The organism is Aminobacterium mobile DSM 12262 (assembly GCF_000526395.1).
In the GTDB taxonomy this organism is placed as follows: Bacteria; Synergistota; Synergistia; order Synergistales; family Aminobacteriaceae; genus Aminobacterium; species Aminobacterium mobile.
The window spans coordinates 761,417-780,279 of record NZ_JAFZ01000001.1; the positions used below are offsets into that span (position 1 = coordinate 761,417).

17 protein-coding genes are annotated in these 18,863 nt (G+C 45.4%); 16 read left to right on the forward strand and 1 reads right to left on the reverse strand.

Features of this window, described 5'->3' with window-relative positions; all coding sequences use genetic code 11:
* The first annotated feature begins 19 nt into the window (after positions 1-19).
* From pgsA to K360_RS0103720, 14 genes are all read left to right on the forward strand, one after another.
* Entirely contained in the window at positions 20-589 is a 570-nt protein-coding gene (gene pgsA / locus K360_RS0103655; RefSeq protein ID WP_024821834.1) for a CDP-diacylglycerol--glycerol-3-phosphate 3-phosphatidyltransferase, read from the forward strand.
* Positions 590-613: 24 nt separating this feature from the next.
* The gene (locus K360_RS0103660; RefSeq protein ID WP_024821835.1) at positions 614-1,837 is read left to right on the forward strand and encodes a M20 family metallo-hydrolase; all 1,224 of its coding nucleotides are present in this window, start codon (positions 614-616) and stop codon (positions 1,835-1,837) included.
* Positions 1,838-1,971: 134 nt separating this feature from the next.
* Positions 1,972-4,650 (forward strand): preprotein translocase subunit SecA, encoded by a 2,679-nt coding sequence (gene secA / locus K360_RS0103665; RefSeq protein WP_024821836.1) that lies wholly within the window; start codon positions 1,972-1,974, stop codon positions 4,648-4,650.
* 18 nt (positions 4,651-4,668) lie between these two features.
* Entirely contained in the window at positions 4,669-6,495 is a 1,827-nt protein-coding gene (locus K360_RS0103670; protein WP_024821837.1) for a hypothetical protein, read from the forward strand.
* 19 nt (positions 6,496-6,514) lie between these two features.
* Positions 6,515-8,191: an arginine--tRNA ligase gene (gene argS / locus K360_RS0103675; RefSeq protein WP_024821838.1), complete on the forward strand. Its 1,677-nt coding sequence runs from the start codon at positions 6,515-6,517 to the stop codon at positions 8,189-8,191.
* 6 nt (positions 8,192-8,197) lie between these two features.
* Positions 8,198-8,503, forward strand: coding sequence for an FtsB family cell division protein (locus tag K360_RS0103680; RefSeq protein ID WP_024821839.1), 306 nt, complete (start codon positions 8,198-8,200; stop codon positions 8,501-8,503).
* Between the two features lie 76 nt (positions 8,504-8,579).
* Complete coding sequence (gene rpsF, locus K360_RS0103685; protein ID WP_024821840.1) at positions 8,580-8,864, forward strand: 30S ribosomal protein S6; 285 nt, start codon at positions 8,580-8,582, stop codon at positions 8,862-8,864.
* Positions 8,865-8,876: 12 nt separating this feature from the next.
* Entirely contained in the window at positions 8,877-9,368 is a 492-nt protein-coding gene (locus K360_RS0103690) for a single-stranded DNA-binding protein (RefSeq protein WP_024821841.1), read from the forward strand.
* A 15-nt stretch (positions 9,369-9,383) separates the two neighbouring features.
* Positions 9,384-9,656 (forward strand): 30S ribosomal protein S18, encoded by a 273-nt coding sequence (rpsR, locus tag K360_RS0103695; RefSeq protein WP_024821842.1) that lies wholly within the window; start codon positions 9,384-9,386, stop codon positions 9,654-9,656.
* A gap of 101 nt (positions 9,657-9,757) precedes the next feature.
* Positions 9,758-10,711, forward strand: a complete 954-nt coding sequence (locus tag K360_RS0103700) for a YybS family protein (RefSeq protein WP_024821843.1) — start codon at positions 9,758-9,760, stop codon at positions 10,709-10,711.
* Between the two features lie 2 nt (positions 10,712-10,713).
* Positions 10,714-11,160, forward strand: a complete 447-nt coding sequence (gene rplI / locus K360_RS0103705) for a 50S ribosomal protein L9 (protein WP_024821844.1) — start codon at positions 10,714-10,716, stop codon at positions 11,158-11,160.
* Between the two features lie 2 nt (positions 11,161-11,162).
* Positions 11,163-12,515: a replicative DNA helicase gene (gene dnaB, locus K360_RS0103710; RefSeq protein ID WP_024821845.1), complete on the forward strand. Its 1,353-nt coding sequence runs from the start codon at positions 11,163-11,165 to the stop codon at positions 12,513-12,515.
* 12 nt (positions 12,516-12,527) lie between these two features.
* Positions 12,528-13,487, forward strand: a complete 960-nt coding sequence (locus K360_RS10455; protein ID WP_084043862.1) for a ParB/RepB/Spo0J family partition protein — start codon at positions 12,528-12,530, stop codon at positions 13,485-13,487.
* A gap of 49 nt (positions 13,488-13,536) precedes the next feature.
* Entirely contained in the window at positions 13,537-15,228 is a 1,692-nt protein-coding gene (locus K360_RS0103720; protein ID WP_169728659.1) for an O-antigen ligase family protein, read from the forward strand.
* Between the two features lie 32 nt (positions 15,229-15,260).
* On the opposite strand, the gene K360_RS0103725 is transcribed toward K360_RS0103720, so the two are convergent.
* The gene (locus K360_RS0103725; protein WP_024821848.1) at positions 15,261-17,375 is read right to left on the reverse strand and encodes a glutamine synthetase III family protein; all 2,115 of its coding nucleotides are present in this window, start codon (positions 17,373-17,375) and stop codon (positions 15,261-15,263) included.
* Between the two features lie 335 nt (positions 17,376-17,710).
* Here K360_RS0103725 and queD point away from each other — a divergent pair, with 335 nt between their 5' ends.
* A complete protein-coding gene (gene queD / locus K360_RS0103730) occupies positions 17,711-18,079 on the forward strand; it encodes a 6-carboxytetrahydropterin synthase QueD (RefSeq protein WP_024821849.1) in 369 nt (122 codons plus the stop codon).
* The gene (folE2, locus tag K360_RS0103735) at positions 18,072-18,845 is read left to right on the forward strand and encodes a GTP cyclohydrolase FolE2 (protein ID WP_024821850.1); all 774 of its coding nucleotides are present in this window, start codon (positions 18,072-18,074) and stop codon (positions 18,843-18,845) included. The genes queD and folE2 overlap by 8 nt, the downstream gene beginning before the upstream one ends.
* Positions 18,846-18,863: the final 18 nt, after the last annotated feature.

Genomic DNA, 18,863 nt, shown 5'->3' on the forward strand with positions numbered 1-18,863 from the left:
AAGGAGGCGGCACGTCCAAATGTCGGCCCTAAATGTTCCCAATATGCTCAGTCTCTTACGAGTGTTTCTTACTCCGTTAGTAGTGATTTTTCTAACCCTTAAAATAAGTACTCCGGTACTTGTTCTTGAAAAACTGGGAGTTCAGGTTAATTATGGAGATCTTATCGCTGGTTTTGTTTTTATACTTGCAGCTATTACTGATACAGCAGATGGATACATAGCGCGAAAGAAGGGGATTGTTACAAATTTAGGAAAATTTATCGACCCTCTTGCCGATAAGATTTTGGTTGTGGCAGCGCTTATTTCGTTGGTGGAGCTTCAACGGCTTCCTGCGTGGATTGTAGTGGTCATTATTTCCAGAGATTTTATAGTCACTGGCATTCGTTTGGTAGCTGCTGTGGAAGGAATTGTAATAGCGGCGTCTAAAATGGGGAAAATCAAGACGGTGAGCCAGATTATAGCTATAACCCTTCTCATCTTTAATTTCCCAGGAGGGCTGTGGGCCATGTGGATTGCTATGATTCTTACTGTATGGTCTGGCATGGAGTACCTTATCAAAGGTAAGGATATCCTTTTTGATGCATCTTAATCCCAATAAAGGTGGCGTTTGGGTATGAAAACACAAATAATGCAATGGGTGGATGACCAGAAAGACGAGATAGTACAAAGCGTAGCTGCTCTGGTACATTATCCTTCAGTTTCTCCTCACGAAGGAGGGACTGGGGAGGTAAAAAAAGCTCAATATATAGCCCAGCTCGTCGAAAAACTAGGTTTGCCTCAGGCGGAATGGCATAATGCTCCCGATGAAAAAGCTCCTGAAGGATACCGTCCCAATTTGATTGTTAGGCTCCCTGGCGCAACTTCAAAACGCTTATGGATTATTTCTCACATGGATGTGGTTCCAGAAGGAGATTTGGCGTTGTGGCATACAGATCCCTTCACGGCTGTAGTAAAAGATGGCCGGGTTTATGGTCGGGGCAGTAATGATAATGGGCAGGAACTTATAGCAAGCCTTTACGCTGCATCTCTTCTGACCAAACGAGGTATCCAGCCAAAGTATGAAGTTTGCCTTTGTTTTGTTGCGGATGAGGAAGTTGGCAGTGTATATGGGATTCAACATTTGATTCAAGAAGGCATTTTTCAAAAGGATGATTGTATTGTTGTCCCCGATGGGGGTAATGATAAAGGGGATTTTATAGAGGTTGCAGAGAAGAGTATTTTATGGCTAGAGTTTTCTGTTGAAGGAGAGCAGGTTCATGCCAGTCGTCCTGATTTGGGGCTCAATGCATGTCGGATTGCCAACGTATTTGCTGTAGAATTAGATCGAGCTCTTCATGGGGCCTTCCCTGATAAGGATAGCCTTTTTAATCCTTCAGTCTCTACCTTTGAACCTACACGGCGCAATAGTAATGTAGGGAATGTAAACACTATCCCAGGGAAGGAAACTTTCTGCTTTGACTGCCGTATATTACCATCTGTGAATGTAGATGCTGTTCTGAATGTTGTGTCTCAGGTCAAAAACCAGGTTGAGCGGGCGGAAGGTGGCAGTATCTCTTTTTCAATTCTACAACGTACTGATTCTACGTTACCTACCCCCTCAGATGCTCCAGTGGTACGTTTGCTAGAGTCTTCTTTACGTGAAGTATATGGTTTTGAACCAGTGATTGGTGGTGTTGGCGGCGGTACGTGCGCTGCTTTTTTCAGAAAGGAAGGTATCCCGGCTGTAGTGTGGGCGCATGAAGCAGATGTAGCTCATATGCCTAATGAATATTGCGAGATAGAACACTTGCTCAACGAGACGAAAGTTTTTGCTCTTATGATGGTGGGAATGGAATAGAAAAAACAGGGCGGGATCTGGAAGATCACCGCCCTGTTTTGCATCAGCGAAAATACTTTTGACCCATCCCTTCTTTTAAGCATATAATACTTTTTCGTGGAACAACGACCACTTTTTTAGCAGAGGTGAAATATATGTTCAATGGCCTTAAGCGCGCTCTTGGGCTTGACCCTAACGAACGCGCGTTGAAGCGGTATCGCCAGATCGTCGGCGAAATCAACGGTCTGGAACCGGAAATGATGGCCAGGAAAGACGTGGAGTTACAGTCTCTGGTTTCTGATTTCAGACAGCGAATAGCATCAGGAGAAAGCCCTGATGACCTTTTAGTTGAAGTTTTTGCCCTCGTTAGAGAGGTATCCCGCCGAACCTTGGGACTTCGCCATTTTGATGTTCAGCTTATGGGCGGAGTTGCTCTTCATGAAGGGAAAATTACAGAAATGAAGACGGGGGAAGGCAAAACGCTGGTAGCGACCTTAGCGGTTGTTCTTAATGCGCTATCAGGTAAGGGCGTGCATGTTGTGACTGTGAACGATTACTTGGCACAACGTGACGCTGAGTGGATGGGGCCTATTTATAAATTCCTGGGCCTTTCTGTTGGGGTTATATATGCATATATGGATCAGGAAGAACGTAAAAAAGCATATCTTGCTGATATAGCCTATGGAACGAACAGCGAATTTGGTTTCGATTATTTGCGAGACAATATGGCTGTCTCTCGTGAGCAACTTGTTCAGAGAGGCCATTACTACTGCATCGTCGACGAAGTGGACTCTATTCTTATAGATGAAGCTCGTACTCCTCTCATTATTTCTGGCCCTTCTGAAGACAACGTGGAAATGTACGCTACAGCGGATCAGATTGCTCGTCAGCTTCGAGAGGGCAAGGATTTTGAGAAAGATGAGAAGGAGCGGAACGTATCGATTACCGAAGAAGGAATAGCTCGGTGCGAACACCTTCTGAAAATGCCGGGGCTTTTCTCTGATGCCGCTCGCTCCGATTTGGCCCATCGTATAGTTCAGGCTATAAAGGCCCATGTTCTCTTCCAAAAGGACGTGCATTACGTTGTTAAAGATGGAGAGATCGTTATAGTAGACGAATTTACCGGTCGTCTTATGGTTGGCCGACGCTATTCCGATGGTCTTCATCAGGCTATAGAAGCGAAAGAAAAGGTGAAAGTTGGCAGAGAGAGCCAGACGTTAGCTACTATCACTCTTCAGAATTATTTCCGTATGTATCGAAAACTGGCAGGCATGACTGGTACGGCAGTAACGGAATCGGAAGAATTCAAAGAAATTTATGGTCTTGAAGTCATCGTTGTTCCTACAAATAAACCCATGATTCGAGAAGATCTTGCCGATGTAATTTACCGTACGACAGTTGAGAAATTCCATGCGGTAGCAGATGAAGTTGCTGAGACATATGCAACAGGAGAGCCTGTCCTTGTAGGAACCACGTCTATTGATAATTCTGAGCGTGTCAGCAAACTACTCAAGGCGAGGAAAATACCTCATCAAGTTTTGAACGCAAAATATCATGAAAAAGAAGCTCAGATAGTAGCTCAGGCAGGCCGTTTGGGATCTGTTACTGTAGCTACCAATATGGCAGGACGAGGAACAGACATAGTGCTCGGGGGTAACCCGGAGTTTTTGGCAAAAGAGGCACTTAGAAGAGAAGAAAAGGACGAAATGAATAATCCGGAGCGTTATAAGGAACTGCTGGAAGAGTTTCGAGAGCAATGTTCCAAAGAGAGAGAGGAAGTGTTAACGTACGGAGGGCTGAAAATTATTGGAACAGAGCGGCATGAATCTCGTCGAATTGATAATCAGCTTCGTGGCCGATCTGGAAGACAGGGGGATCCTGGATCAAGCCGTTTCTATCTTTCATTGGAAGACGATCTTTTAAGACTTTTCGGATCAGATCGTATCCAGGGGCTTATGGAGAAGTTAGGCATGGAGGAAGGGGAAGCCATAGAACACAACCTTCTCACCAAAGCTATAGAATCAGCCCAGAAAAAAGTAGAGGAGATGCACTTTGATATTCGAAGACAGCTTTTAGCTTACGATAATGTCATGAACCAGCAACGCGAAGCTGTCTATAATGAGCGACGCCTGATTTTGGAAGATGAAAATATTATAGAGCATACATGGGAGGTCATCTCTGGTGTTGTGGATGACGTTCTTGACCATTATTTCCCTGAGGAGGGGGAAGCGGAACCTCAGAGAGCGGCATCTAAACTTCGTTCTCTCTTTGGAGCCGGGCTCGATATATTCCTTGAGGGAGTAGACAGTCGTCGGCTTTTGCCTGAAGCTGTGGAAAAGCTTAAAAAAGAAATCGGGAAACGTTTCCATGAAAAAATGGAGACGTTGGGAACAGCTATTGCTGATGAACTCATGCGCTTTGTTGTTCTCCATACTCTTGATACGAGTTGGAAGGATCATCTTTTGGCCATGGACGAGCTTCGACGAGGGATAGGTCTGCGGGCTATTGGGCAAAAAGATCCCCTTCTCGAATATCAGTTCGAGTCGTATAACCTTTTCCAGGCCATGATGGAGAGAGTTCGCGAATCTGTTGCGGAGCTGGCCTTCCGAGTGACAGTTGTGTCACAAGATGTTCGTAGAGCTTCAGATCGTCAGGGAGTGAGAGAAAGCCGGGATTTTGCTTTGCCTTTTGCTTCCGGTGAAGATGTTCACTCAGAGCGTTTTGGAGATGAAAAACCACAGCCAATAAGGAAGGGGCCTAAAGTAGGTCGAAACGATCCCTGCCCTTGTGGGAGTGGCAAGAAGTATAAACATTGTTGTGGTAAAAACGCTTAAAAACGAGGAGGTAAAAATATGGGCCTACGTTTTCGTAAAATAGCCCTTTGTGTTGTCATCTCCTGTTTGCTTTTTGGTGGAACAAGCGAAGTGAGAGTGGCGCATGCTGCGCAAGATTTTGATATCCAACGGATGATACAGGAAGCGCCGGGTTTTTCCCTATACGGGAATGCCTCCGGCATTGTTTGGCTGAAAGATCACCAGTACGCTCTTTTAGCTGATGGAAGTATGGAAAGTACTGTTACTTGGGTCATCTTGGCCCGAAGTTCTGTTGATCCGCGATGGTTGAATTGGGCTATTCCTGTCCCTGAAGGTGGAAACGTGGATGTTATAGCAGCAGATATATATGATCCAGGTACTGGCCTGAAAGAATTAGAAGCCGATACTTCTTTTTTAGAAGTTGGCGAGAATAAGATATGCCAGGTGCAATTCCCTGTGCGAGATGAAATGATTCTTGCCCTTTCTTATAAAGTCCTTTCCCCAGGGAAAGTGGGTGTGGATGGGTATATTAAGACAGGGCTGGATTTGCCTCAGTGGGAACAGCGTATCTCTGTGGATGTTCCGTCGGGGGCCAACTTGGCGTGGATATCAAGTGAAGGGATAGAGCCGTCGGTGGAAAAAGTAGGAGGGCGAGATCAGTATAAATGGTTAGTGGTCAACCATCCCACATGGTCTGGACGCTCGCTCCTGAGCTCTTTTGAACCCTTTATAGCTTTTAGTTTGCAACAAGGGAGGGATTCCTTCTATCGTCTGCTCAAGGCAATGGAAGGTGTTTCTACCCCAAATGCGCCAGAAGCTGTTTCCACGTCAGCAAAAAATGCAAATAAAGTAAAGGCTGGGAATGAAATTATACGATATGTAAAAAATATTCCTTCCTTCCCAGTGTCTGTCCCTGCTCAGGCATTGAGATCTTCTATCCCTGCTGAAGGTCCATGGTCTGATTGGGAAAAAACAATAGTACTGTCTCGGTGGCTTCCTTTAGCGGGATGGCAGACGCGAATTAAGTGGGTTACGGCTACGGAAATAGCCGGTGATACCCCTGTAACTAAAGGCCTTCTGCTGAAGCCTGTTATAGAAGCTTCGTACCCTGGGGCAGGAGTATTCTTTTTCGATTTGGAGCAAGGTATTCCTCTTGGAGAAACTCCCCCGGCTCTTTGGGGGAATCGGGTGTATGGACTTGTAGATCAAGAAATAAAAACAGATGTTATACAGGGCGGCGGAGCTGCTGATCATCGCCTTTCTCTTCGATGGAATATGACTCTGAATGAGTCGGGAGTTCTTTCGGGGAAAGTCTCCTTTTTTGTCAGGAATGGATGGACGGGACTTTTCTTTGGCGGGGATATTCCTGACGGTCCGAAAGCTGCAGATGTATTATCCGCCTGTACAGGTGTTCCTTTTGACGGGAAGAAAGCGGAGATCCGTCAATTGAAATATGGGTATGAAATCTCCTTCCCTATAGAGATATTAGGAGCCATTACTGGAGCTACAGGACAGCAGATGCTGGTAAAATTGCCCTCTTTTTTCCCTATGTGTCTCAAAGAAATAGGTGGAGTTCGTCCTCCCTATTCGCTGAGATTCCCTTTTGCTGTGGAAATGGAGTACGATCTTCGCATTCCCTCCACTATGGACGTGGTGATGTTGCCTGGAACAGCGAGTAGGGATATGGGAAAGGTGAAGTATTATGAAAAAATAGACTATCGACAGAGAAAAAATCTTATTAGCGGTAGCGCGAAGGTTGTTGTGTCTGTGGATCGTATTGATGAGTCCATAGCGTCGGCTTTGAATGAATCTGTTCGTCGGTTCGCCGACTTTAACGCAAAAACACTGCCTCTGCGTGCCAAGTAAAGATCTTGGAGGTGTACAAATGGCCGATGTGTTACAGACCCTTCGCGGTCTTTTGGATAATGCAGTTCAGTCAGCTGCGGAGGAACGGGGAATACCAACAGAAGAATTACCGGAGTATGTTATCGAAAAGCCTAAAAAAGCAGAACATGGCGACTGGGCTACAAATATTGCCATGCAACTTGCCAGGGTGTTCAAGGAAAAACCCAGAAAATTGGCAGAAGATTTGGTGGCCCGCCTTGCCGATTGTGATTATTTTACGTCTGTGGAGATAGCAGGGCCAGGATTTATCAATTTCCGCCTTTCCCAGAAATGGATGGGGGAAGCCGTGCGGACTATTATAGAAGAAGGCGATGAATATGGCCGTTCCAATCTTGGAGGGGGAGAAAAAGTACAGATAGAGTTCGTAAGTGCAAACCCTACCGGACCTCTTCATGTTGGTCATGGCCGTGGGGCGGCTGTTGGTGACATTATTGCCAGAATTATGGGCTTTGCTGGCTGGGAAGTAGAAAAAGAATACTATATTAACGATGCAGGGCTTCAAATGCAGATATTGGGGCGTTCCGCCCAATCCCGATATTTTGAGCTTTTAGGCCAGGGGGAGATGGCGCCTTTCCCAGAGGATGCCTATAAAGGTGATTATATATACGATATCGCTCAAGAGATTATCGACAGGGAAGGCGATGTCTTTCTTAAAAAACCTTTGGAGGAAAGCCTGCCCTTCTTCCAGCGTTACGCAGCAGGCCGAATTTTAGAGGGAATAAAAAAAGATCTCTCTGATTTCGGGGTTCGTTTTAATGTCTGGTTCTCCGAAAAGAGTCTTTACGAACGAGATCTTGTGCCTCAAGCAATGGAAACCCTTAAAGCACGGGGCTATGCTTACGAAGAAGACGGAGCTCTCTGGTTTAAGGCAACGGCTTTTGGCGACGAAAAGGATCGTGTCCTTATCCGTACCAACGGTGTCCCTACATATTTTGCGTCTGATATTACATATCATATGGAGAAATTTAGTCGGGGATTCCAAAGAGTCATCGATATTTGGGGTGCAGACCATCATGGCTATGTGCCCCGTATGAAAGCGGGCATAGAAGCTCTTGGAAAAGAGCGAGACAGCCTTGAAATAGTGCTCATTCAGTTTGTGAACCTCCTTCGAAGCGGAGAGCAAGTTGCCATGTCCACCCGCTCGGGGCAATTCGTTACTCTACGGGACGTGATGGATGAAGTAGGGGTCGATGCAACTCGATATTTCTTTGTAATGCGACGAAGTGATAGCCATCTCGACTTTGATTTGGAGTTAGCCAAACAGTCTTCTAATGAAAATCCAGTATATTATGTGCAGTATGCTCATGCCAGAATCTGTAGCGTCTTGAAAGAAGCTGAAACTCGTGGGATAGCTATCCCTGGAATGGAAGCCCTGGATCCGTCACTTCTCCTTGCTGAAGAGGAGAAAAAGTTGGTGAACAGGCTCTCTCTTTTCCCTCAGGAAGTGGAGAAAGCCGCTTTGGAGCGGGCTCCCTATCTTATTGTTAATTATGCTTACGACTTGGCTGGAGATTTTCACTCTTTTTATAATGCCAATCGTATACTTGGAGAACGTTTACCAGTAATGAATATGAGGCTCCTACTCGTTCAAGCCTCAAAGACAGTTTTGTCTCGATCTCTCTCTCTCTTGGGTGTGCGGGCTCCTGAAAGGATGTAGTGCGGTATGCCTCGGCTTCGGTGGGTCTTCCTTGCAGTAATGCTGGGGCTTATTGTGGCCATTATGGGGACAGCATATGTCTTCGAGTTTCGAGAGATACATCGACTATCCGAGATGGTGGACTCTCGTATGGTTCGCTTAACGTCTCTCTCCCGCAAACTTCAAGAATATCAGGAGAAGATAGACTTTTACAAAACACCGGAAGGATTGGCCCATCTCGCAAGAGATCAATATAATCTTGTTTTTCCGGGGGAACGCATCTATCGTATTGTTGTAACGTCGGACGATGTCTTGCCGCAAAAACAACAGTAGCGTATAATACTCGAATGTTTCCCTGTCTCTTTCGTAGAAAAGAGACCATAATGTCCAAAGGGAGGAGGTGAAGAACGTGCGACCCTACGAAATGATGGTTCTAGTAAGTTCTGAACTGGAAGATCCAAAGGAAGAGATCGGTAAGATCGAGGAGGTCGTGCGGAGCCTTGGTGGAGAGCACTCTAAAACCGATATATGGGGGAAGAGAAAGCTGGCTTATCCTATCGATAAGCACACCGAAGGTTTTTACGCAGTGATGACATTTAAGCTCGATTCTGATGAGATTGAAGAGCTTGAACGTCTTATGAGTTTACGGCCTAATGTATATCGGCAGATGATCGTCCGTCTTGACGAAGAGTAAGGAGGAGATCTTTTGGCCAGAGGATTTAATAAAGTCATTCTCATGGGGAACCTGGCGAGAGACCCTGAAATACGATATACGGCATCAAAGCAAGCAGTAGCCAGGTTGACAGTAGCTGTAGGACGCCAGTGGAAAGGGCGAAACGGAGAATTGCAGAATCAGACAGATTTTATTCCCATTGTCGTGTGGGGGAATCAGGCTGAAAATTGCGAGAGATATCTCCGGAAGGGGCGTCCGGTCCTCGTCGAAGGGCGGATGCAGGTCCGAAGCTACGAAGATAAATCGGGAGAGCGTCGTTGGATCACGGAAGTGATAGCTTCGTCGGTAACTTTCCTGGGCAGCGCCTCGCGAGATGATGAAGATGTGAAAGAAAGCCCCTACAGCGGAGGCAGCGATGATTTTGGCAGCATCCGGGATAAGGGGTTCGATGGTGAGGAATTTCCTCTGGATATCTCCGAAATGGGAGATTCTGAAGCTGGAGAAGAAGCAGACATTCCTTTTTAGGGAGGAGGTACATTCATGGCTGAGAATAATGGCCCCTCAAGAGGACAGAGAGGGGGCGGCGCCCCTAGACGGGGTGGCAAGAGACGGCCTAAAGTTTGTTTTTACTGTGTCGATAAACTCGACAACGTAGATTATAAAGATATAGAGCGTTTACGGAAATATGTAAGCGAGCGAGGTAAAATTATGCCTAGACGGGTAACGGGGAATTGCGCCAAACATCAGCGCCAGCTGACAAGGGCTATAAAGAGAGCTCGTTATATGGCGCTTCTGCCTTACTCTGTAGAATAGGCTCTAGCTGTTGAAATAGGTATGTATGAGTACAGGGGGAGTGGCTACGGCTTCTCCCCCTGTTTTTTCGGCACAACCTGTGCAGGAAAGGATGTTCACATGTGACGCCAACGAGAAGTCTTGTCGAATCTTCTCTCCTCGTGGGACTGGCGGTAGTTCTTTTTTTAGCGGCTCAGTTTTTACCAGTTGTAGGTATTGCTTTTTCCTTTCTCTGCCCAGCACCTCTAGTTGTTATGGGGTTGCGGCATGATCTGAAGAAGTCTATTCTCGGAGCAGGTGTAGCGGCAGTTTTAATAATGTTTTTTATGGGCCCTATAGGAGCGCTCTTTTTTATTTTAGGTTTTGGAATATTAGGAATCGGTTTAGGATATTTGTCGAAGAGATTGGATCACGGAGTGGAGATACTTCTATATGGAATCCTTATCTCTCTTGGCAGTAAACTGGTGCTTATGGTTGTGGCGAGTAAGGTTATGGGTATGAACCCCTTTTCTATCGACCCTGTAGAGATAGAAAACACCATGAATAAGGTTTTTGAATTTTATGCTGGGAAAGGATTATCTCCTGAGACCATAGAATCTATGAAACAACAAATGATGGTAACATTGAAAATGTTGCCCATGGTGTTCCCCGCCATACTGACTTTAGCTGCTTCTGTCGATTGCTACTTAAGCTATGTTATTAGTCGAGCTGTGATCCACCGCATCGGCAGCGGTACGTTACCATCTCTTCCTTCTTTTGATCAGTGGCGGTTCCCTAAAAGTATATTCTGGGCTTTTGTAGTCTCCATTGTGTTCTCTTTAGTTGGGATACAGCTTGGACAATCGAGTCTCGTTTTTCGAGTGGGAATGAACCTTAAACTTCTTGTCAACATGCTTTTCTTGCTCCAGGGCCTATCTGCTATCTGGTATTATCTTTCTTTGAGAGGTGTAGGGAAAGTTCTTCGATGGATTGTTATAATATTTGTGATGTTCATCCCTTTCCTTTCCACAGTTGCTTTGGGTATAGGGATAGGGGATATGTGGTTTGATTTCAGGTCACGAATCAGGAGGGAGTAGCAATGAAAGTAATCCTAAAACAGGATATAGCGAAATTAGGAAATAAAGGAGATCTTATAGAGGTATCTGACGGATATAGCCGAAACTACTTGATCCCACGAGGTTTGGCGGAAGAAGCGACTCCTTCGAGGCTGAGCGAATGGAAGCAAGATATGAAGGCTCGGGAAAAGAAAGAAGAGAAGATGCTGGCGGAGGCTCAGGAGATGAGTCGTCACTTGCAGGGGAAACAGGTAGTAGTTAAAGCGAGTGCAGGTGAGTCAGGAAAGCTTTTTGGGAGCGTTACAAATGCTCATGTAGAAGAGGCACTAAAAAAACAACTAAAGGTTTCTATCGATAAAAAAGATATAAAGCTTGATGAAACCATTCGGAATACGGGGGAATATTCTTTCACGGTTAAGCTCTATCAAGGAGTGGAAGCTCGAATGACCGTAAAAGTTGAGGCGGAATAGCGGTGGCAGAAAACATATATGATCGAGTACCCCCTACAAGTCTCGATGCGGAGCGTGCTGTTTTAGGAGCTTGTCTCGTAGACAGGGAAGCATTGAACCAGGTTATGGAGGTCTTGGTCCCTAACGATTTTTATGATCTTGTGCACCGATTGGCGTTTGAGGTTATCTGCGATATGGCTCAGCGTGGCAAACCGGTTGACCCCCTTACCTTTCTCGAAGAAGTTGCCAAACGGGAGTTCGATAAAAAAATAGGGGGACAACCCTTTATCGCTGGATTGGTAGATGGCGTCACCACTACTGCAAATGCTGAATATTATGCTCTTATCGTTAAAGATAAATCTATTCACCGTCGGCTCATTTCTGCAGGGAATAAAATAGTTCGGCTAGGCTATTCTGAAGAGCTGGAAATTGATGAGATTCTGGAAGAGGCGGAGAAATCTGTCTTTGAAATAGCTCAGAACAGGAACAGAACAAATTTCAGGGCTGTTTCAGATGTTCTGGGCAAGACCTTCCAAATGATAGAGGAACAGTATCGGAAGTCAGACCAGGATGTAACAGGGTACAGCACTGGCTTTTATCAATTCGATCGAATGGTTGGAGGGCTCCAGCCAGGGAGCCTCAATATTCTTGCAGCCCGTCCTTCTATGGGAAAAACAGCTCTTGCTCTGAATATGGCTCAACATGGAGGCGTGGAGCAAAAAACCCCCATTTTGATCTTTAGCTTGGAAATGAGTGCAGAGCAGTTGGTGCAGCGAATGCTAGGTTCTGAGGCTAAAGTGAATATCCACGATATACGAAACGGATCTTTTTCAGATGGCGATTGGGAAAAATTGGCAGATGCTGCCGGGCGTCTGACCCAGGCTCCCATCTTTATAGACGATAGTTCCATGCTGTCTACTTTAGAGTTTAGAGCACGGGCACGACGATTTAAAGCTCGTTTTGAGAACGTGGGGCTTATAGTAGTGGACTACTTGCAGCTTATGAGCTTTTCCCGGCGTATTGACAGTAAACAGCAGGAGGTAGCTGAAATATCCAGAGCTCTGAAGGGTGTAGCTCGAGAGCTGGAGGTACCTGTTCTAGCCCTTTCACAGCTTTCGAGAGCTGTGGAGCAGCGAACAGATAAAATGCCTCAACTATCAGACCTTCGAGATAGTGGAGCCATTGAGCAGGATGCGGATCTGGTTCTTCTCCTTTATAGGCCGGGGTATTATGATAGCGCTGGTTCACCGGAAGAGGAGGATAATCGGGCCACTGTACGTATCGCTAAGCATCGTAATGGGCCTACTGGAGATGTGGACTTAGTATTCCTGAAGGAATATACACGATTTGTTAATGCAGAGCGAACCTTTATTTAGAGTTATTGTGTTATGTCTGATTTGTGGAGGAGCAGCGGAATGGCAGGTATGATGAATTTCCTTCGCAACGAAGCACTGTTACGTGGCGGGAAAAATGAAGAAAAGCCTCGTGGAGGAGAAAAGAAATTTTGTGAATTGCCTGTAGACCTTATTCGGCCTAACCCTATGCAACCTCGTCTGTATTTCGATGAGAACGAGCTTAACGAACTGGCATCGTCTATAGCTGAACTTGGTGTGATCCAGCCGATTGTTGTATGTGAAGTGGATAAGGGATATGAACTTATAGTTGGAGAGCGTCGTCTGAGGGCTGCCAAAAAAGTGGGGCTCTCTACAATTCCAGCTATAGTAACTCAGATTACTCCCACTGACCAGCAGGTCTTGGCTCTCGTTGAAAATGTCCATAGAAGCAATCTTTCCGCTATAGAAGAAGCCCAGTGCCTTCGAAATATTTTAGATCGCACAGGATGGAACCAATCTGTACTTGCTTCCAGACTTGGTTGTTCCCAGTCATCTATAGCGAACAAACTTCGTCTTCTTAAACTTGATGAAGGCGTGCAGAATATGATTATGTTTGGGAAGATTGGAGAACGGCAGGCTCGATCCCTTGTAGGGTTGGCTTCTGAACAGCAGGTGCTTCTTGCACAACAGATTGCAGAAGAGAAGCTCAATGCGAAAGAAGCGGAAGCGTTAGTTCGCAACAAAAAACAGGCTCTTCGCCCAAAAGATCATGAATCTGTTTCTCGAAAGAGTCGAAGCAAAGGACTTTCCTTTACAGGCCCAGAAGGTCCTACAGGGGAGCTTTTGAAGGATCTGGCTGTTCTTGTGGAAAGCAATAGGCGCAAAGGGATCCCTGTCATCTGGAAAGTTAAAGAACTTGCTCAAAGAGAGCTTATAGTTGAAATTACAGTAGACCTCAAAGGACATATAGTCCCAGAAAAAGACAAGGTACATGAACATGGGCTCCCTGAGTAACGGATTTATAGAATATAACAAGAACAAGCCCTCGTTCAAAACAGAGGGCTTGTCTTTTTGTTGTTTTTTAATTCTTCTCGTAGTACCCAATATGGTTTTTTCGGGAGAGTTCTGGTATCAGACCCTTCATCCTATGAAGTGGGTCGTAACTCTTGTTCCTCTCTGCATAATGCTTTTCTTTGCTTTTATAAAGAGCTTTGCCGAGAGGGCAAGAGGTTTCTTATGGGATTCTTTTTCTCTTATTGCGACATTTTTTCTTATATTTTTGTCCCTCCAGCCCCTTTGGATCCCTATCTCTTCGTGGTCTACATACCTTCTTGCCTGGTTTTCCTTTGCCGCCCTATGGCTTCTTTATATCATAACGTTTAACATTTTTAATGAGACGTGGCTTCCGTGGATTTTTTTAAGCAGCGGCTTGGCAGGGGCCGTAAGTGTTTTTTTTGCAGAACTTCAAATTCACTCGTTACATAAACCCTTCTTTTTTATTCTTCAAACCCCAGGACATTACATAGCCAATACAGGACAACAAAACATGCTTGCCCTCTGGTTGGCTATTTGCTCATTGAATCTCATGTTCCTTTTTCTCTACGTACCGGCTTTTTCAAAGAAGGGATGGGATTTACCACGAGACGGCATTCTAATTCTTCTTTTGGCTGTAACAGAGTGGGGGCTATGGAACACTACTAGCCGTTCCGCTATCTTCGGAATCATATCGGGATTGTTGTTTATGGGCATAGGGGTGTGGTGTTCTGGAAATAAGGATATAAAACGAAGGGCGTTATGTATTATTTTGATTTTCTTCGCTATTATGACAGCCACTGTGGAATTAAATGAAGGGCGCATTGGAACATTAAAAGATAAATTTAGAGATATAGTTGAAAACCCCACATCTGTGGGGCAAAGAGACAGCATTTGGCTTACATCGTGGTATATGTTTCGTCAACATCCCTTTCGCGGTGTAGGGTTGGGACATTATAAATGGAACTATCTTAAAGCGCAGGGGGCGATGCTAGAAGAGCATCCAGAGAAGAAATGGCAGTATACATATTGGGCTCACAATGAATTTCTTCAATGGTTATGTGAAACAGGAGTTGTGGGAGGTGCTCTTCTTTTTACCGTCGTTTGTTGGTGGTTTTGTCACTTTGTTTCTGTGCTTTATAAAAAGGCTCCCCTTTCCTTAGAAGCATTATGGGGCTCGTCCCTTGTGGTTCTTTTTGGAGGGACTGCTTTGTGGACCCGTCCCTTTCATCGTATTGAGGATGCTGTCTGGCTGGCTGTGGCTTTAGGAGTTGCGAACAGAGATATTCTACAGGAAGAATTTTGTGTTCGTTTTTCTCTGGAGAAAAACCGCTTTATTATGGCCTTGTTCAGTGGAGTGGCTGTAGGCGGTCTTATCTTTTTGGGGCATGGACTTTATAGTGATAGATTAATAGCAAAGGCTTTTGAAGAAAAAAACATGGCTCTTCAGATGGATTGCCTGAATAGAGCCTCCCAATCTCTTATGGTTCGTTCCCTGGCTCAAAAAGAGCTTGCCCATCTTCTCCTTGCCTGCGGTGAAGGAGGGCGAGATCCGGAACTTCTTGCCGAAGGACTCAATAGGATGTATGCCCTCTTTCAAAAGGAACCTCATGTAAAGGAATTTCGGGTTCTTTTGGATTGGGGTATAAAGCTGGGGAAAAAAGATCTAGTATTTGAATTGTCTCGCTATCTTCACCCGTCAGTTCGGGGCACGGTGCCGTAGGTGGCGCCGTGTCTCGAACTGTGAGGTTCTTCTTAGGGAATATAGAGAAGTTCCCTATATGTAGGATATGGCCATACGCTGCCGGCCGTTATGGATTCCGCCGCATCGCACATCCCTCTGATAGCAGCATCTAGAGGAAGCCCCTCTTCTGTCAGCACTTTAGCTTGTTCTTCAAGAGGCATGGAAAGAATTTTTTGCCTTAAATTATCTAAGTGCTCTACTGCCGTATGAAGGCCTGTTTTGAGAGTGCCCAAACGCCGAATAAAGTTTTTCCATGGCTCGTCAGCATTATCCATAAGACTTGGATCGATAGCGCTGAAAGCTTGGCTTTCTAATACGAGTTGCTTTGAAAGGGCGGGTAAAACCCCCTCCCAAACCATAGAGTGTAAAATACCCATCTCGATCTCTACTGTTTTTACATATTGCTCCAGCCGAATTTCGTAATAGGCGGTAATTTCACGATCGTTCATAATATGAAGATCTGAGAGAAGCTGGCGATGCTCAGGGACCAAGTAAAGAGCGAGGGCCTCTTGAGTGTTATGAGCTATAATGAGTCCTCTCTTACGAGCTTCCTCATACCATTCCTGGCTATAGGCGTTCCCTTCAAATCGAATATTACGGCTTTCCCGAGCCGCATACCGCACTGCTTCCAGAGCTGCATCTATCACATCGCCATTGCCAATTCTCGACTCGATCATAGAGCAGATTTGGTCGAGCCCCCAGGCCCAGATGGCCAAAATCATTGTAAGAGGCCCTGCTATAGATTGGGAGGCGCCAGGTGCTCGAAATTCAAATTTATTCCCTGTGAAAGCAAGGGGAGCCGTTCTGTTGCGGTCAGTGTTGTCTGTTGTAATTTCAGGCAGACGGCTGAGTCCCAAATCGATAAGTCCCTTGCTGGGGAAAGCATCTGGCAAGCCCTGTTCGATGCGGTCCAAAATCATAGAAAGGGTATCGCCCAGATAGGCGCTTATAATTGCAGGTGGCGCTTCGTTTCCCCCAAGGCGATGCATGTTCCCGGGAGAAGCGATAGAGGCTCGCAACAGGCCACTGTATCGTGATAATCCGAGAAGAAAGGCCGAAAGAAATGTAAGAAATTGAATGTTTCTTCTCTGATTAGACGATGGCTTCAGGATGTTTTTCCCATCACTATCCTGAATGGAGAAATTTATATGTTTTCCACTCCCGTTCAGTCCGGCGAAGGGTTTTTCGTGGAGCAGAAGCATGAGATCATGGCGGCGGGCCATCTTTCTTAATGTTTCCATAATAAGCTGATTTTGATCGCACGACAAATTTGCTTCCGCATGTTGAGGTGCAAATTCGAACTGGCAGGGGGCAGCTTCGTTATGGCGGGTAGTAATAACGACACCGAGACGATACAGGTCTCTCTCCACGTCTTCCATATAAGAGAGAACTCGAGGAGGAATAGCTCCCAGATAGTGATCCTCCATCTGTTGCCCTTTGGGAGGTTGGCAGCCTATAATTGTTCGACCGCAGAATTGGAGGTCAGGACGTTTTCTTGCCCCTGCTCCGTCAATAAGAAAAAATTCTTGCTCAGCCCCTACAGTTACCTTGGCCCATTTAAGTCCCCGATTCCCGAAAAGCTTAAGGAGGCGCAACGCTCTGGTTTCCACAGCGTCCAATGCTTTCATCATGGGAGTTTTCAAATCTAATGGCGTACCGTCGTAGGATATAAATACTGACGGAATACAAAGGGTACCACCTTTTTTACTTGTTACAATGAAGGCCGGGCTTGTAGGGTCCCAGGCGCTGTACCCTCTGGCCTCGAAGGTAGAACGAATTCCTCCTGATGGGAAAGAAGACGCGTCAGGCTCGCTTTGTACAAGTTCCTTTCCCTTAAAAGACTCCATGGGAAGCCCATTTTCGTCCGCAACCAAAAAGGCGGTATGTTTTTCTGCCGTCAATTCTGTACGGGGATGGAACCAGTGCGTGTAGTGTGTAGCGCCTTTAGATAATGCCCATTCTTTCATGGCGGCAGCGACCATATCGGCAATGCTTGAATCTAATTTTTGTCCCCCCTCAATGGAAGCGATAAGGGCGTCGTAGACATCCCGGGGGAGGCGTTCTCTCATAGCCCGTCGATCAAATACGTACATTCCAAAAATATCCCGTGGCTTATCGTATGTCATGTGCTTTCCTCCTTAAGAAACAAAAACATGTCCGGATAGAAAAAATAATGGAGAGGTTATAGCACTTTATGGGAGTGGTCGTCAATAGTTTTTATAAAATTAATGTTTATAATGCAGATATAGTTGCTAAAAAGATCTTAAAATAGTTTTTTTGCATATATATTGTTGGTCAGAAGCAGTTTTTATGGGGTTTCCTTTGAATGGAGTCGTAAAAAAGAGGGGTAGGATCCTTTCATTCCATATACTTCATTTTTTCGGGAGAGAAGAAACTTTTGGTGTAAAATCAAACAATATATATTTCGTTTTTTGGAAGAATGAAAGGAGATGGAGATGCAATGTTTCTGAAGAAGGAATTCACCTTCGATGCAGCTCATAACTTGGTTCACTATAAAGGGAAGTGCGAGAAGCTCCATGGGCATACATACCGCCTTGTTGTGACTATAGAGGGAACTCCAGATCACGAAGGGATGGTTATAGATTTTTGTGAACTCTCGTCTCTTGTTAAGGAACGAGTGCTTTCCCGTCTCGATCATTCGTATATTAACGATTTTATTCCTCAGCCTACGGCAGAAAATATTGCCTTGTGGGTGTGGAACCAGTTAGAGGAAGTGTTACGCTACCCACATTGTTGTCTTGTTGAGATAGAGGTCTGGGAGACGGCTACCAGTGGCGTTATTCTGAGAAAGGAAGATGTCTATGCGTGATGTGCAGAGCGAGCGAGACTCTCGTCGTATCCCTATCGACCTTGTAGGAATAAAAGATTTATCATACCCTATTGTTGTTTTGGATAGAGAGCAGAAAGAGCAACATACAGTAGCCAATGTTTCTATGGCTGTTTCTCTTCCAGAACATTATAGGGGGACCCATATGAGTCGGTTTATTGAAGTTCTTGAGGAGTTTCAGGGGAAAGTGACTCTTTCTCAAATGGAGCACATTACGGAACACCTTCGACAGACACTTCGTGCCGATCGGGCCGAGATAACTTTCCAGTTCCCTTATTTTATCCGACGCCATGCACCTGTAACGAAAATCCCCAGCTATTCTCGTTATGATGTCATTTTTTGGGCACAGAAAGATTCATCTTTTGATCTTATCACTACTGTTATTGTGCCTGTACAGACCTTGTGCCCCTGTTCGAGGGAAATCTCTGAATTTGGAGCTCATAACCAACGTGCTCGAATTGAAGTAGCGGCGCGTATGAAAAACTTTGTATGGATAGAAGAACTTGTAGAAATTGCTGAAAGGTGCGGTTCTGCGCCTCTCCATTCGTTATTGAAGCGTGAGGATGAAAAGTATGTAACTGAACAAGCGTACCAGAATGCAAAGTTTGTAGAGGATGTTCTTCGTGATACAGCGTTGGAACTAGAGGCAGAGTCTCGAATTTCTTGGTACCGGGTACGAGTGGTGAGCTCTGAAAGCATTCATAATCACGATGCTTTCGCTGAACTGGAGAGACATGTATCAGGCTAAACACCCCCTATGCTAAAG